Source organism: Asticcacaulis sp. P4_H10 (assembly GCF_056400965.1).
The window spans coordinates 207,692-223,864 of the sequence record NZ_JBFUKH010000008.1 but is presented as its reverse complement, the minus strand read 5'-3'; the positions used below and the strand labels follow the sequence as shown (position 1 = coordinate 223,864).

At 60.1% G+C, this 16,173-nt stretch carries 13 protein-coding genes and 1 tRNA gene; 6 read left to right on the top strand and 8 right to left on the bottom strand.

The annotated features are described in order from the left end of the window. Nucleotides 1–41: 41 nt before the first annotated feature. Genes AC1DON_RS15740 through AC1DON_RS15720 form a run of 5 tightly spaced genes read right to left on the bottom strand, consistent with a single transcriptional unit; the run spans nt 42 to nt 4,158 of the window. Nucleotides 42–854: an MBL fold metallo-hydrolase gene (locus AC1DON_RS15740; RefSeq protein WP_476935756.1), complete on the bottom strand. Its 813-nt coding sequence runs from the start codon at nt 852–854 to the stop codon at nt 42–44. Beyond that, on the bottom strand, nt 851–1,657 hold the full coding sequence (locus AC1DON_RS15735; RefSeq protein ID WP_476935755.1) for a TatD family hydrolase: 807 nt from the start codon (nt 1,655–1,657) through the stop codon (nt 851–853). The genes AC1DON_RS15740 and AC1DON_RS15735 overlap by 4 nt, the downstream gene beginning before the upstream one ends. 18 nt (nt 1,658–1,675) lie before the next feature. Then, a complete protein-coding gene (locus tag AC1DON_RS15730) occupies nt 1,676–2,674 on the bottom strand; it encodes a DNA polymerase III subunit delta' (protein WP_476935754.1) in 999 nt (332 codons plus the stop codon). 1 nt (nt 2,675) lies between these two features. Next, the gene (gene tmk, locus AC1DON_RS15725; RefSeq protein ID WP_476935753.1) at nt 2,676–3,347 is read right to left on the bottom strand and encodes a dTMP kinase; all 672 of its coding nucleotides are present in this window, start codon (nt 3,345–3,347) and stop codon (nt 2,676–2,678) included. Between the two features lie 46 nt (nt 3,348–3,393). Next, nucleotides 3,394–4,158: a septal ring lytic transglycosylase RlpA family protein gene (locus AC1DON_RS15720; protein WP_476935752.1), complete on the bottom strand. Its 765-nt coding sequence runs from the start codon at nt 4,156–4,158 to the stop codon at nt 3,394–3,396. 177 nt (nt 4,159–4,335) lie between these two features. Between AC1DON_RS15720 and AC1DON_RS15715 the strand changes: the two genes are divergently transcribed. The 5 genes from AC1DON_RS15715 (at nt 4,336) to AC1DON_RS15695 (ending at nt 9,775) form a co-directional block, all read left to right on the top strand. Continuing rightward, a tRNA-Ser gene (locus AC1DON_RS15715) sits at nt 4,336–4,425 on the top strand. Nucleotides 4,426–5,403: 978 nt separating this feature from the next. Beyond that, entirely contained in the window at nt 5,404–6,288 is an 885-nt protein-coding gene (locus tag AC1DON_RS15710) for a class I SAM-dependent methyltransferase (protein ID WP_476935751.1), read from the top strand. 373 nt (nt 6,289–6,661) lie between these two features. Beyond that, a complete protein-coding gene (locus AC1DON_RS15705; protein ID WP_476935750.1) occupies nt 6,662–8,047 on the top strand; it encodes a glycoside hydrolase 5 family protein in 1,386 nt (461 codons plus the stop codon). 70 nt (nt 8,048–8,117) lie between these two features. Next, on the top strand, nt 8,118–8,357 hold the full coding sequence (locus AC1DON_RS15700) for a sulfurtransferase TusA family protein (RefSeq protein ID WP_476935749.1): 240 nt from the start codon (nt 8,118–8,120) through the stop codon (nt 8,355–8,357). Nucleotides 8,358–8,446: 89 nt separating this feature from the next. Continuing rightward, complete coding sequence (locus tag AC1DON_RS15695) at nt 8,447–9,775, top strand: diguanylate cyclase domain-containing protein (protein WP_476935748.1); 1,329 nt, start codon at nt 8,447–8,449, stop codon at nt 9,773–9,775. On the opposite strand, the gene AC1DON_RS15690 is transcribed toward AC1DON_RS15695, so the two are convergent. From AC1DON_RS15690 to AC1DON_RS15680, 3 genes are read right to left on the bottom strand one after another with little or no spacing between them, the layout of a single operon-like run. Beyond that, nucleotides 9,772–10,254 (bottom strand): GNAT family N-acetyltransferase, encoded by a 483-nt coding sequence (locus AC1DON_RS15690; RefSeq protein WP_476935747.1) that lies wholly within the window; start codon nt 10,252–10,254, stop codon nt 9,772–9,774. The two genes, AC1DON_RS15695 and AC1DON_RS15690, sit on opposite strands and share 4 nt — an antisense overlap. Beyond that, a complete protein-coding gene (gene mfd / locus AC1DON_RS15685) occupies nt 10,254–13,739 on the bottom strand; it encodes a transcription-repair coupling factor (RefSeq protein ID WP_476935746.1) in 3,486 nt (1,161 codons plus the stop codon). The genes AC1DON_RS15690 and mfd overlap by 1 nt, the downstream gene beginning before the upstream one ends. 7 nt (nt 13,740–13,746) lie before the next feature. Continuing rightward, a complete protein-coding gene (locus AC1DON_RS15680) occupies nt 13,747–14,031 on the bottom strand; it encodes an FAD assembly factor SdhE (RefSeq protein ID WP_476935745.1) in 285 nt (94 codons plus the stop codon). Between the two features lie 77 nt (nt 14,032–14,108). Between AC1DON_RS15680 and recG the strand changes: the two genes are divergently transcribed. Continuing rightward, entirely contained in the window at nt 14,109–16,172 is a 2,064-nt protein-coding gene (gene recG, locus AC1DON_RS15675) for an ATP-dependent DNA helicase RecG (protein ID WP_476935744.1), read from the top strand. Nucleotide 16,173: the final 1 nt, after the last annotated feature.

Sequence of the window (16,173 nt, the reverse complement as noted above, 5' to 3'; positions counted from 1 at the left end):
GTCTCGCGTGTTAACCTTTGGCTGCGTTTTGTCGTTAAGACTTATAGCGTCACTTCAACGGTCAACTGGTCATAGGCCGGCTCGACATTGGCCGGCAAAACCGCTTTTAACGCATCGTAGTCGAGATCCTGATGCAGATTGGTTAGGATGGCGTGGTCGGGTTTGACCCGTGCGATCCATTCCAGGCTTTTCTCCAGGTGCGAATGGGTCGGATGCGGCGTATAGCGCAATGCATCTACGATCCAGAGCTTAAGACCTGACAATGCTTCGAAGCTTTCTTCGGGAATGTCTGAAACGTCGCTGCTGTAGGCGACATCACCCAACCGGTAGCCGACGCTGCGAATCGGGCCATGCTGCTGATCGAAGGTCCGGACCGGAATGGTCCCCCCCTCACCTGCAACGCCCCATCTTGTTCCGTGTGGCGGGATGAGGTGGTCTGTGTATACCGGTGGATAGCCTTGATTTCCGCGAAAAGCATAACGAAATCTGGACATTAAGGTATCGTGCGTCGCCTGGTCCATATAGCCGTCTATCGGCGTTTCGCGGTGAAAGATAAAAGCCCGCAAATCATCGATACCGTGGGTTTGGTCGGCATGGTCGTGCGTCCACAGAACGGCATCGACCTTTGGAATGGCGGCGGCGATTACCTGGTGGTGCAGATCTGGTGACGTGTCGATTATGACACTGGTCAGCTTGTCCCGCATAGCGTCGTCGTAGGCCGACACCCAGGCCGAGCACCTGTTACGGCGGTTTTTGGGGTTTTGCGGATCGCATGCTCCCCAATAGCCGTCAACGCGCGGCACACCGGTTGAACATCCAGACCCCAGTATGGTGACACGCAGTTTCTGCGTCATCGTGCGTAGGCCTCCGGCCGGTCGATGCGGTCGAACAGTTTGAAGAAGGCGTCGTGCGTCGTGTTGCGCGTATAGTCGCGGCCCCAACCCCGAATTTCCGCTAACTTATCATAGACATGCGACACGAAGGCCGGCTCATTGCGCCGGCCGCGCATCGGAATTGGCGCCAGATAAGGACAGTCCGTTTCGACAATGATCTTGTCGATCGGCATGTCCTTGATGATGTCGCGGACGTCCTGGGCCGCTTTGAAGGTCGCGATGCCGGATACGGAAAACCATGCGCCCAAAGCCGCCGCACGTCTGGCCAGTTCTGGTCCTGAGGTATAGCAGTGCAGCAGCAGCTTGAAGGCGCCTTTTGCGTGCTCTTCCTCGAGGATCTGCGCCATCAGGTCATCGGCTTCGCGCGTATGTACGACGAGCGGCAAGCCACTTTCGCGCGCGGCAGCGACGTGGACACGGAAGACGGCCGCCTGGACGTCGCGCGGGCTGTAATCGTAGTGAAAATCGAGGCCGCATTCGCCGATGCCGACGACTTTTGGCTTTTCCGCCAGGGCCAACAGGTCCGCAACGGTCAGTTCGGGGTTCTCCTTGGCCTCGTGCGGATGCGTGCCAGCCGTGGCCCAGATGTCGGCATTTTGCTCAGCGATGGCATAGACGGCATCGAAGTTCGACACGCGATCACAGATGTTGACCATCAGCCCGACGCCCGCTTCCCGGGCCCGGGCAATGGTTTCCGCGCGGTCTTCGTCGAACTGTGGTGCGTGCAGATTGACGTGGGAATCAATATATAGGCAATCAACCATATAGGCTCACATATAATCTTAGCTTATGCGTGACAAGTCACTGTAAATTGACCAAAAATAGTCTCCGCGATCAAGATTGACGGATTCGATTTCGGCAACGCTATTGCTGAGCCGTGACCACAGTTGCGCAAAGGATTGGCCAATTTGTGGCGTCTCGGCGCTGAGCGCGCGATCCTGGATGCGGTCGCTCAAGCAGGCGATAAAAGTCGCGAAACGACGCGCGCCGTCCGACTTGGCCGACGACGATTTGAATTGGGCGGCCATGGCCATCAGCGTGGCGCGATCGGGTTTTTGCGGCGACAGAAGCTGTCCGGCGAAGGCGTCGAGCTCCAGAGCCCCTTCGTCTACAAGGCCCAGCGCCCTGCCCGGCGCACCGTGCGCCAACCGGACCAGCCGGCCAAGATGCTCGTCTTCGACGTCCATGCGGCTCTGGACAAAGCCCCGGACGGTGGAGTCGGTCCAGGTGGCGAAGTTGAGCCGCCGGCAGCGGGAACGGATGGTTGCCAGCAGTTTTCCCGGCGAATGTGAAATCAGGAAGATGACGCCCTTATGAGGTGGCTCTTCAAGAATTTTCAACAAAGCATTGGCTGAATTGATATTTAGGTCGTCAACGGAGTCAATGATGCAGACGCGATAGGGCGAACGCGACGGGGCCTTGGAAAAGAACTCGCCAATTTCGCGGACGGCGTCGACGCTGATATTCTTTTTGAGCTTGGTCTCGCCCATCTCGCGTTCCAGCACCAGAAGGTCCGGATGCGCCTGGGCGGTGACCAATCGGACGTCGGCATCTTCAGGCGACATGCCCAATGCGCCGAACTCTTCATCGCGCGTCTTGCCGAGCAGAAAACGTGCGCAACGAAAGGCAAAGCTGGCCTTGCCCAGACCTTGCGGGCCGCACAGCAGCCAGGCATGGTGCAGCCGGTTGCGGTCGTAGGCGGAAATGAACGCGGCATCCTGGGCATCGATCTGTTCGAGCGCAAACGTGTCCCTTGGCTGTGTCAGGACCGCGTCAGCCATCTCAGTGTCCTCGGAGTTCGTCGAAGACGCCGCTGACCGTGTCCCAGACCTGGTCACGGATGATCTCGATGGTCTGGTCGGCATTGATGATCCGGTAGCGTTCGGGGATGGCGACGGCGCGGTGGAGAAAGCCTTCGCGCAGGCGTTCATGGAAGGCCAGGCCCTTGGATTCGAAGCGGTTTTCCTTGTCGGCGCGTGAGGCAGCACGTGCAAGGCCGGCCTCGACAGGCATGTCCATGACGATAACCAGGTCGGGCTGAGTCTCGGCGACGACAGCGGAATCGATCTGTTCGATGATGTAGGGCGCGACACCGCCGCCGGCGCCCTGATAGGCTCGCGACGAGTCGGCAAAGCGATCGCAGACCACCCAGGCGCCGCGCGCCAGCGCCGGCCGGATGACCTTTTCCAGGTGATCCGAGCGTGAGGCGTACATCATCAGAAGCTCACTCATGGGCGACCAGCGCCCGGCATCGCCTTGCACCAGCAGGTCTCGCAAGGCTTCGGCGCCTTCGGAACCACCCGGTTCGCGCGTTTGAACGACTTCGAGGCCAAGGTCGCGCAGGCGCTGAACCAGCGCCTTGACCTGCGTGGACTTGCCCGCGCCCTCACCGCCTTCGAAGGCGATGAAGCGGCCGCGTACGGCATTCAGGGATGTGTCGGATTGCGTGCTCACAGGGGCGCAGATAGACCGGGTTGCGCCGCAATCTCAAGACAATTTTTCAGTTGTCGCGCCTGAGGACGCTGTCGCCGAACCCGGCGCTGATCGCCCGCTGGCGTCCTGTTTCGGCCTTGGCGGCGCCGGAAAACGGTCCGAGGTAGACAATATAGAGGCCGTCCCGTTCGCGGATATGTGCCCCGTCGAGCCTGTCATGCGCGGCTTCGGCGTTGTCGCGCTGGGAAAAGGCGCCGATCTGGACGATGTAGCTCATGTTGTCGTCGGACACGCGCGCCGGTCCGCCATAGGCCTTCGCGGCGCCGGTTGGATCGGCGGGACCCAGAAAAGTGACGCGGACCCGCGCCGTGCCGTTATTGTAGGTACCCAAGGCTCTTGCGGCTTCGCGTGACAGGTCGATGACGCGGCCGTCGACGAATGGCCCGCGGTCGTTGACGCGAACTCGCACCTTGCGGCCGGTGTCGAGATTGGTGACTTCGGCAATGCTGGGCAGCGGCAGGGTTTTGTGGGCGGCAGCCAATTGGTCGGTGTCGAAATGCTCGCCATTGGCCGTTGTGGCCGATGGGGATTCGTAGGCGTACCATGACGCCAGGCCGGTTTCCGACCAGCCGACCTTCGGGATTTCCGGCTGATAGGTCTTGCCGCGCACTGTGTAGGGCCTGAGGTTTGCCGGCTTGTAGCGTCCGTCGCGATCGACTGACGGCCCGGCGATACTGCCGCTCGGTCGTGTTGTGCCGCATGCGCTCAGGACCATGAGCGATACGACGCTCAGGGTTACTATGTTGAGAGGCTTGGCGAGGCGTGGCGGCATTGGAACTCGGGAGTGGAACGCTGGTTCAAGGATGGCAGCAAGTCGGAAATTGATGGTTAATGATGTCAAAACCTCGTCTCCCCCTCACTTTGTGAGATTGGAAGTTTCCGACATGCAAAAACCACTTGGCAGCCTTGGCGGTGCGCGTTACAAGCCCGCTCTCTTGCTTGCCAAGATGGACAGATGGCCGAGTGGTTTAAGGCAGCGGTCTTGAAAACCGCCGTAGGTGGAAGCCTACCGTGAGTTCGAATCTCACTCTGTCCGCCACTTCATATCAAAGCCCCACAGAGTGGGGTTTTGATATGAAGTGCTGAGTGTGGACTCGAACTCACGGAATAAAGCGAGTCCGGTGCGAGCCGAAAGGCCGCACGATGCCGAAGGCACCCGAAGGGCAAGCATCGTTAAGCAGCGAAGCGTAGCCAATCTCACTCTGTCCGCCACCTTTCCCAAGTCCTTGCTCTGTATTCGTTCTCTGGATCGCGGAAATCATGGAGCTGAGGTACCACCGTCTCACGAAATACGCGTGCTTTAGCTACCGGAAGTGCTTCAAGCGCGCAAGCTCGTGGGCGCGGGCTTCAGAGCTGGTTCCGGTTGGAAAGCCCTTGCCTGTAGCCCTATTGGAATTTGAAGACGGCTACCGAAACGCATGCCCCCAATGCGGAGTGGCAATGCGGTTTGTCGGCCAGGCGTTCAAGGCGCCCAAACACAAGGATATACGTAGTTGGGAGCGACTGAGGGCCTTCTATATCAATAGCCGTGACCGAAGGTTAGATGCGACAGTACTCCGCATGAAGCATGATCACCTCTGGTACATGGTTTAACGTCCCGACCGTCTCACCTAACATCGTCTGAACTTCGGGACTATGCGGGCTATCTGCTACGTACGATTGCTGACATTAAAAAAGACGGCGTCTGCCGTCCTTTTTTAATGTGATATCGCTCCGGCGATAAACCCGGCGAATTCAAAAAGCGCATAGCCGCCGACGGCCAGAAGCGCGACGACCAGGAGCACCAACCCCATTTTTGTGTCGTCACTCAGACTTCGGCGGTCGCCAACGGGTTCATTTCTGTGAGATAGGCGCACGATTATCTCCTCATGCGGGCCCTCCGAACCAGGTCCATTCTATCAGGCCGCGCATAATCTTGGCATGTCCGCCGATTGCTGCTGCCATAAGCTGCGTGTAAGCCTTGTTATGCGAGTGCGCCGGCCATAGAACGATGGCAAAGCCCGCGAAGGAGGAAACAATGGCGGATACCGTAGATCATGTGTCGGACACGGCGTTTTGGGTCGCCCATTACCGCGCTGTAGAGACGCGCCGACGCGATGCCCTCTTCCGTGATCCCTTGGCCGAAAAGCTTTCCGGTGAGCGCGGCCGTCGGGTGGCCAAACACATGGGTGCTCAACGCGCCATGCAATGGACGATGTCGGTCCGGACCCTGGTCATCGATGCGCTTATCCTGGATGCGATAAAAGGCGGGGTCGATCTGGTACTCAATCTTGGCGCCGGTCTGGACGCCCGCCCCTACCGCCTAGATCTGCCGGCGGACTTCCAATGGATCGAAGCCGACTTCGTCCATATGATCGATTACAAGACCAAGACACTGGCGGATGAAAAGCCGGTCTGCCGACTTGAGCGCATCGCTTGCGATTTGTCGGACGACGCCGAACGCCGCAATCTGCTGGCTGACGTCAATGCGCGCGGCCGGAAGATCCTGGTCCTGACCGAAGGCGTTATTCCTTACCTGAGCAATGACGCAGTCGGCAGTCTGGCGAAAGATCTTGATGCGCAAGATAATATCGCCTTCTGGATCGCCGACTATTCGTCACCCCTATTCCAGACGGTTTCGGTGCGTAGCGGCATTCGCAAGCGCCTGGCACACAGCGCGCCCTTCCTGTTCGATCCAGGGCCGGAAGCGGATTCCTGGCAGCGCTTCTTTGCCGAAAAACATTGGCAGATCAAAGATATGCGCTTCATTGGTGAAGAAGGCCGCAAAGTGGGGCGCGACCTCCCCGCCGGCCCGATAGGCCGCTTTTTCATGCAATTTGCAGCAGAAGAGCGCCTGAGGCCCTATCGCCGCATGAACGGTTACGCCCTGCTGGAAAAGGGCGAAAGCGTCGTCGCCCTCTAGTTAACCTCTCCTTAGCCAATTGATGTGACTCTTTGAAATCGCTTGCAGATTCGAAGAGAGCTTAAACGCGTCATTTGATCTGTTTCTTAAAGGTTCTACACCTGTAGGACCATATTCCGGCGTGTCCGCGGCGGACGCACCAACAAGGCGTCGCAATGGCAAGGTATAGCCATTCTGGTATTGCGAGCGCGAATGCAGATTGTCCCGGTTTTTCATAGACATACCCGGTAAGACTTCATGTGGTATGACTTGGTATGTCCAAACAATTTTGATTAATCTGACGATTAAATATTTCGTATTTTATTATTCTGGACTACAAAATTGGCTTATGCCGGAATGCCGGCCAAGAAGAATTCAGCAGGAAGGACATCACATGACGTCAGTTTCACGCCGGGGCCTGCTGGCCTCTGCCCTCGCTTTGACCGCCGTGTCTGCTACAGGCGTAGCAGACGCCAAGGCGCGCAAATCCAAGACAAAGGCCAAGGCCAAAAAGCCCGCCTCTGACTTCGTCACCGTCGAAGGCACTGTCTTCAAGCTGCGCGGCCAAACCTATCGCTATGTCGGCGCCAACATCTGGTACGGCGCCTATCTGGGCTCAACGGCGGCCTTTGGCGATCGCGCGCGCCTGGGCAAGGAATTGGACGACATGAAGGCGCTGGGGATCGACAACCTGCGCGTCCTGGCCCTGTCGGAGCTGTCACCGCTCAACAATTCGCTCGATCCGGCGACGCTCAACAAGCCAGGCGATTATAATGACGACCTGCTCACCGGTCTCGACTATCTACTGGCCGAGATGAAGAAGCGCGACATGCGCACGGTCCTGTACCTTACCAACTTCTGGGAATGGTCCGGCGGCATGACGACGCTGCAGTACTATGTCAATGGCGGCCACTACATCAACGCCGGCGATCCCGCCCATCCGTGGCCGGAATTCGCCAACGAATCTTCGAAATTCTATCACAGCCAGGCCGCCAAGGACGTCTACTACGCCAACGTCAAAAAGATCGTCACGCGGACCAACTCCATCACTGGCAAGCCTTACGCCGATGATCCGACCGTCATGGCCTGGCAGTTGTCGAACGAACCACGTCCGGGCGGTTCAGAAGCCTCGGTCGCCGCCAACGAACAGGCCTATTACGGCTGGATCAAGGACACGGCGACCCTGATCCGTTCGCTCGACAAGAATCACCTGGTGTCATTAGGCCATGAAGGCCTGATGGGCGCGAACAACCAGGCGCATATCGTTGAAAAGGCTCATGAACATATCGACTATTTGACGGCGCATATCTGGCCGCAGAACTGGTCGTGGGTTGACGGCAAGAACCTGGCCGGCACCTTCGATGGTGGCGCGGAAAAGGTGCAGACCTATATCAATGCCCACATCAAGATGGCGCAGAAGCTGGGCAAGCCGGTGGTGTTCGAAGAGTTCGGCTTCCCGCGCGACGACACGGCCTATGAGCCCGGCACGCCGACCGTCTACAAGGACAAGTTCTACGCCATGATCTACAAGGCCGTGGAAGACGCCATCAGCCACGACACGCCGGTCGCTGGCTCGAACTTCTGGGCCTGGGGCGGCGCAGGCCGCGCCCTGCATAAGGACTACAAGATGCTGCGGGGCGAAACGGCTTATGTCGGCGACCCGCCGCACGAGCCGCAAGGCTGGTACAGCGTATTTAACACCGACACCTCGACACAGGCGCTCATCAAGGCGCATGCCGAGAAGCTGAAGACCCTGAAACCGGCGAAAAAGGCCGCCTGATAAAACAGGGATTGCGATTTTGGGCCGTTGTGCGAGATATCCGCTCGTACAACGGCCCAAAGCTTTTCTGATGCCTGAAACCGAAACCGTCATTGATGCGCGTGGCCATCGCTGTCCCGTGCCGACACTGAAACTGCGTCGCGCCATGGAAACGTTTGGACGCGTCACGCTGATGGCCGATGATCCGATGGCCCAGATCGATGTTCCGCACTTCTGCACGCAAAATGGCCTTGTCCTCGATGGGCAGGAAGTCCGCGATAATTATTGGGTTTTTCGCGTCAGCCGCGTCGAGGACGCTGGAAACTCATGAGATATGAGTGAGTCTGTTTACTGTTGCGCCTTAAGACTGGTATCCAGTCGTGGAACACGTGAGTCGATGTCTTCGGGAGTGCTAAACGCGTGAGTATCAATCCCCGTCTCTTGCTGCTGGGCCAGACCGATGGCTGGATGCAGGGCATGAGCGATGAGCTCGACCGGCTGGGATTGCAGACGCTGAGCGCGCGCCATCCTGACGCGGCCTACGCTGCATTGTCCGACCTGCCTATTGAAGCGGTCATGGTCGACGAAGCTAGCGAAAAAGCCACGCCCTATCTGCTCGACAAGCTGCGCGCCGCCGCCTGGCCGCGCCGTGTCCCGCTGATCATGGCGCGCGAGGACGACGGTTTTCAGGTGCCCGAAGGCTGGGACATGGCCTTTACACGTGCTGCGCATCCGCAACAGATTCTGCTGACGGTCGAGCACATGGTGCGCGCCTGCGTGGCCGAGGAAGAATATGACACGCGTTGCGAGACCTTCGATATTCCGTTGGAACAAGCTGACCGGCTGATGGAGGATCAGGCGCCGCTGAGCCTGCTGTCGATAGGCCAGCCGCACCCGGAATATCTGGCCCTGACCCACGAACTGCGCCGTCAGGGCGCAGAAACGATCGCGGCCCTGTCAAGCTATAGCGCCTTCGATTACCTGCACGACAAGAGCTTTGACGCCGTGCTGCTGTGGAGTGGCGAACAACCCTCCGAAGCGCTGTCGGTGGCGTCGGGCATGCGGCGTAACACGCGGCTTTATCACACGCCGGTGCTGCTGCGCCTCAACGACGCCGTCGAACTCGATCTTGGCGATGCCTATCTGCGCGGTGTCAACGACATCGCCAACGCCCGGGCCGGTGTTCAGGAAATCGCCGACCGGCTGATGCGGCTGGCCCGCAGCCACCGCCGCCAGTTGACGATCCGCAAGACGCTTGAGTCCATGCGGCGCAATCCGGAGATCGACAAGGCGACCGGGCTGTTCGGCCGCGACCTGTTCGCGTCGCACCTGGCGCGTTTGTCCAAGGCCGCCGACGCTCGCAATCGCCCCTTGAGCATCTGCGTACTCAAGATCGCCGATACGCCCGAAGTCGTCCGCGCTCGCGCCAAGAAGCTGCTCGACAATGCCGTGCCGCAGATCGGCTCGATGATCGCGCGTTTGGTTCGTGCTGAAGATACCGGCGGCCGGCTGTCGAACGATGTGTTCGCCCTGGCCCTGCCGGCGACGCCCCTGCCCGCCGCGCGCAATGTCGCCGAACGCATCGCGGCCGTTATCGGTTGCACGGCCTTCGATTCCGGCCAGGGCAAGGCGCCCTATGTCGTCGAATTTGAAGTCGGCGTCGCTGAGATGCTGGAAGGCGAACCGGCGGCGGTGGCACTGACCCGGGCGGCGGAAGCTGTCGGTGTGCGTGGGCGCCAGGCTGTCTAGAGTTCGCTGAACGCCGGAGCGTGGACGATCACGCCCTCACTGACCGGCAGCGTACCGCCCATCGCCAGAACCATCAGATGCGGGCCTGCATAGGGCGACGTGAACTGAGACGCTGCCTCGACCTTGAAGCCAAAGCGCGAATAATAGGCCGGATCACCCAGAACGAAGATGGCTTCGGCGCCGAGTAGCCGCGCTCGGGCTATCGCCGTGCGCATAAGTGTCCCACCGACACGCTGCCCCTGATAGGCCGGATGCACGGCAAAAGGCGCCAGGGCCACGGCGGAAAATGGCGCCTGCATCTTCGACAACAGTACATGGCCGATAATCCTGCCATCGAGCACTGCCACAAGCGAGGCGGCAATATTGCCATCCGCCCGCAGGGTCTCGATCAGCCGTGCTTCATCTGCCTGTCCGAACGCCGCGGTCACGACATCGCCGATGGCGGTGGTGTCCTCGGGCTGTTCGGGACGGATATCCATCAGTTTTCCGCCGCCAGTCGCGCCAGTTCCTTGACGATCTTTTCCGCCGCAACCAGACGCTGGGCGGCATCGGGCCACTCACCGATGACCGACATCTTCTGGTCGGGACGCAGGCGCCAGTTCGGCTGACTCTGGGTGAACTTCACCAGTCCCAGCGGATTTACGAAGCTGTCATTGCGGAAGGTAACGACCGCGCCCTTGGGACCGACGTCGATCTTCGCGACATTCGCTTCCCGGCATAGCCCCTTGATTCCAACCACTTTCAGAAGCTGTTCGGCTTCTTGCGGGATCGGGCCGAAGCGGTCGATCAGTTCCGACGCCAGGGCTTCGCGATCGGCCAGCTTCTCGGCTTCCGAAACGCGGCGATACAGCGCCAGGCGAATATTCAGGTCCGGTATATAGGCCTCCGGGATCATGACGGCGGCGCCGGCATTGATCAGCGGCGACCAGCTGCGATTGTCGGTCAGGCTGTCCGAAGTCTTCGAACGCAACTCGGCGACGGCGTCTTCCAGCATTTGCTGATAGAGCTCGACGCCGATTTCGCGGATATGGCCCGACTGTTCGTGGCCCAGCAGGTTGCCGCCGCCGCGAATATCGAGGTCGTGACTGGCCAGTTGGAAGCCTGCGCCGAGATTATCGAGCGATTGCAATACCTTGAGGCGCTTTTCTGAAGCGAGGCTCAGTGTCCGGTGCGCCGGTGTCGTCAGATACGCATAGGCGCGCGATTTCGAGCGACCGACACGGCCACGGATCTGATAAAGCTGCGCCAGGCCGAACATGTCGGCGCGGTGGACGATCAAGGTATTGGCTGTTGGCACATCCAGGCCAGATTCGACGATGGTCGTCGACAGCAGCACATCGTATTGCCCGTCATAGAAGGCGCTCATGACGTCTTCCAGGGCCGTTGGCGACAACTGGCCGTGGCCGGTAATGAACTTGATTTCCGGTACCTGCACGCGCAGGAAATCGGCGACGTCCGGCAGGTCGCTCAGACGGGGCACGACGTAATAGGCCTGGCCGCCGCGATATTTCTCACGCAGCAAAGCTTCCCGCAAAGCCACCGGATCATAAGGCAGGACATAGGTGCGCACGGCGATGCGATCGACCGGCGGCGTCGCGATGATCGACATGTCGCGGATGCCTGACAGCGCCATTTGCAGGGTGCGCGGAATCGGCGTCGCCGACAGGGCCAGCATGTGAACGTCGGCGCGGAAGGTCTTCAGCTTTTCCTTGTGCTTGACGCCGAAGTGCTGCTCTTCGTCGACGATGACGAGACCCAGCTCCTTGAACGCCACCTGTTCGGACAGAAGCGCATGGGTGCCGATGACGATCTCGATCTCACCCTTCTTCAGGCCTTCGCGCGTCTCGTCGGCGTCCTTACGGGCGACCAGGCGTGACAGCTGGCGCACGCGCACCGGCCAGCCTTGGAAGCGCTGGGTGAAGGTCTTGAAGTGCTGGCGCGCCAGCAGCGTCGTCGGACAGACAATTGCCACCTGTTGGCCGGACATGGCGACGACAAAGGCCGCGCGCAACGCGACTTCGGTCTTGCCAAACCCGACATCGCCGCAGATGAGGCGGTCCATCGGCTGGCCCTTGCCGAGGTCTTCGAGGACATCGGTGATGGCGTGGAGCTGGTCGTCGGTCTCCTCGTACGGGAACTGGGCACAGAACTCGTCGTAAAGACCCGACGGCGGATCGATACGCGTGCCTTCACGCAAGGCGCGTGCGGCCGCGAGTTGAATGAGGCCATCGGCCATTTCGCGCAGGCGCTGCTTGGCCTTGGCCTTGCGCGACTGCCAGCTTGCCGAGCCCAGCTTATCCAACTGCGCGCTGTCGCTGTCGGCGCCATATCGCGTCAGCAGGTCGATATTTTCGACCGGCAGGTATAGCTTGGCGTCATTGGCGTATTGCAGGTCGAGACAGTCGTGCGGCGCGCCGGCAACGTCCAGGGTCTTCAGTCCGTCATAGCGGCCGATGCCGTGTTCGATGTGCACGACCAGGTCGCCGGGCGTAAGCGCCGAGGCTTCGGCCAGAAAGTTCTGTGCCCGCCGGCGTTTACGCGGCCGGGCTAACCTGTCGCCCAGTATGTCGGTCTCGGAAATGACCGCCATGGATTCGGTCTCAAACCCATGATCGAGTGGCAGGACAGCGCGCTGCACCGGTTTGGCCTTGGTACCGCCGACGCCGAAGCTTTGCGCATCTTCCCAGGAGGTCGCCAGGCGCATTTTGCCCATGCCGTGGTCGTCGAGCATCTGGCCCAGGCGCTCGGAAGAGCCTTCGCTCCATGAGGCGAACAGCACGCGCTTGCCTTGTTTGGACAAGGCCTTGGCGTGGTCGGTGACGGCGGTGAACAGGTTGGTCGAATCGAGCAGACGTTCCTGCGCGAAGTTGCGGCTGGGACGGCCGCCGAGATCGACAACGTTCTTGGCTTCGTGATCAAATGGCTCGAAGCGGCGCGTGCGATGATCGGCCAGGGCCGTTTTCCAGTCGGCTTCATCGAGATAGAGGCGCTTGGGCGGCAAGGCGCGATAGCCTCCACCGCCCTTCTCTTTCGAAGCTTCGGCGCGCAGTTCATAGGCGTCGTGGATCGTGGCTTCGCGCTCGGCGACGGCGTTGTCTGCCAAGGCGTCGAGCATGATCAGGGTGCGGTCGGGCAGATAGTCGAAAACGCTGTCGAGACGGTCGTAGAACAGCGGCAGCAGGTGCTCGATGCCCTGACGGCGTATGCCGGCCGACAACGCGGCATAGAGCGGGTCGTCGCCGGCGGCGCCGAAGGTCGCAAGATACTGCTGGCGGAAGCGCGAAATGCTGGCTTCGTCCATGCGGATTTCCGACACGGCGGTGAAGTCGAGCGAAGGGATCTGTTTCAGCGACCGCTGCGTCTCCGGATCGAAACTGCGAATGGATTCGAGGCTGTCGCCAAAGAAGTCAAGACGAACGGGCTCGTCGGACGACGACGAGAACACGTCGAGCAGACCGCCGCGTACCGCAAATTCACCGCGTTCCGATACGGTTGAGACACGCGTATAACCCTGGCCCTGGAAATAGGCTTCCAGCTTGGCGATGTCCTGGGTCTGGCCCGGCTTGAGTGACAAATAGCCTTCGCGCACAACGGCTTGTGGCGGAATCTTCTGGACAATCGCTGCAGCGGTGGTGAGCACCAGGACGGGCTTTTCGGGCTTTTTCGTCTTGTAACCGGCCAGGCGCGCCAGGGCGTACATGCGTTGCGCAACAATGCCCGGTGTCGGGCTCATGCGGTCGTAAGGCAAGCAGTCCCACGCCGGGAAAGGCAGAATTTCCAGTTCGGGTGCGAAGAATTTAAGCGCTTCGGTGACGGCGGTCATGCGGCCGAAATCGCGCGCGACAAAGACGCTGACGGCTTCGCGTTTCGCAAGATCGGCAGTCACCAGCGCGTCAAAGCCTTCAGGAACACCCGAAAGCGTCAATGCTGCATCGGAATCGGAAATATGGGAGAAAACGGTCATGCCGGGATTACAGTACGTGTTTGTAAGCTGTCTTGTAGAAGATATTGAGTCGCTTCATGATTTCCGACTGGTGGTCGGCAGGCGTCGGATCGCGCTCGATTATCCAGCCATATAGGTCCTGATCGGGCACTTCCAAGAGCACTTCGAACACATCCATGTCAGCGTCTGACATGGTCGGCAGGGCTTCGTCGGCGAAATTGCCCAGGATGATGTCGGCCTCCTTGAAGCCGCGGCGCCACGCACGGAAAGACAGCTTGCGGCGTCTGGCTTCGCGGGCCTCGGTCTCATCCATGGAAGTTGTCCTCAAACTATATCGGAAACAATGCCGACCGGGCTTCTCATAAACCATTTTTGGTGCTTGATAAGCCCATGCGTCCGGAAATTTTATTCCCCTATTTTGCCGGTGTCGGCACCGTCAAAGGTGTCGGCCCAAAGATTGCGCCGATCCTGGCGCAACACGCCGGCGAACACGTGCGCGATCTGGTGTTTTTGCTGCCCTCGGGCGTTATCCGCAGGCCTTTGACGACGACCGCGTCGGCGCGCGTCGGCGAGGTCCAGACGATTGAAGTCACCATGGCTGGCTTTCGCAGCGCGCCCAAGGGGCCGCAGCGCATCGATACGTTTGATGACTTTGGGCGCCTCACCCTTGTCTACTTCCATTCCATTCGTGGGTTCGAGAAGCAGCACCCGATCGGCGAGCGCCGCTATGTCAGCGGCAAGGTCGAGGCTTTCAGCGGCAATCTGCAGATGGCCCACCCCGACTATATCGTCGATGAGGCGCGAAAAGAAGAAATCCCGCTATGCGAACCCGTCTATCCGGCGACATTGGACCTGTCGTCACGCACGGTCCGAAAGCTGATTCAGACGGCAATAGCGGGCGTTCCGGAGCTTCCGGAATGGATCAATATTGGATTACGAAACAAGCAGTTGTGGCCGACCTTTCATGAAGCATTGGAGGCAAGTCATACTCCGCAAAGCGAGCTGGATCTGTCGCCCGACGCCCTGCCCCGTCAACGCCTTGCCTATGACGAAGCGTTGGCACACCAGTTGGCACTTAAGGCGCGCAAGTCCTATCGCCAGGCCCAGCCAGCGCGTGTCGTCGATGCGCGTGCGTGGTCCGATCGCGCGCTGAAGACGCTTCCGTTCGCGCTGACGGGCGCCCAGGAACGCGCGATCGAGGATGTTCGCGGCGATCTGCGCTCCGGACACCGCATGAACCGCCTGATTCAGGGCGATGTTGGCGCCGGCAAGACTCTGGTGGCGCTGATCGCGATGATCGACATGGCCGAGGCAGGCTTCCAGAGTGTCATGATGGCGCCGACGGAGATCCTGGCGCGGCAGCATTATGAAAAATCCAAGGAAATTCTGGATGGTCTCGGCATTTCTTCAGTGATCATGACCGGGCGTGACCGGCCGAAAGATCGCGCCGCCAAGCGCGCCGTTGTCGAATCGGGTGAAGCGGCCGTTGTTTTCGGCACCCATGCCGTCTTCCAGGAAGGCGTCAACTTTCACGCCCTGCAACTGGCTGTCATCGACGAGCAGCATCGCTTCGGGGTCAGCCAGCGTCAGAAGCTGTTCTCCAAGGGCGACGCCGTCCATTACCTGTCGATGTCTGCAACGCCCATTCCGCGGACGCTCGCCCTCACCCAATATGGTGAAGCCGATCTCAGCATCCTCGATGAGAAGCCCGCCGGCCGCCAACCGATCCAGACCGCGGTCCTGCCGCGCCAGCGCCTGCCCGACGTCATCGCGCGTTTGCAGACGGCCTTGGCGACCGGGAGCCAGGCCTATTGGATTTGTCCATTGGTCGAAGAGACCGAGGCGTCGGACCTGATCGCCGTCGAAGCGCGCCACCGCGAACTACAGGAAGCGCTGAAAATCGAAATCGGCCTGGTCCACGGTCGCATGCCGTCCGAAGACAAGGACGCGATCGTCAGCCGCTTTGCCAAGGGCGAGGTTCGCATCTTGTGCGCCACGACGGTCGTTGAAGTCGGCATCGACGTGCCCAATGCCTCGATCATCATTATCGAACAGGCCGAGCGCTTTGGGCTGGCGCAACTGCACCAGCTGCGTGGCCGAGTCGGACGCGGGCGTGAAAAGAGCGCCTGCATTCTTTTGTATGATACTCCGCTCGGCAATACGGCCAAGGCGCGGCTTGAGCTGCTGCGCGACACCGAAGATGGCTTCCGCATTGCCGAGATGGACTGGAAGCTGCGCGGCGAAGGCGACATTCTGGGGGCGCGGCAATCGGGCTTTCCGGCCTATCGCTTTGTCGATCCGGTGGCGCATTCGAACCTGATCGCGCTCGCGGCCAGCGATGCCATGTATATCCTGCAGCAGGGCGACGCTATCCCTGAGCCCCGCCGTAAGGCGATCGAAGTGCTGAAGCAGCTCTTCGACTGGCGGCCGGACGTCGCCGACAAGCAGGACTAGG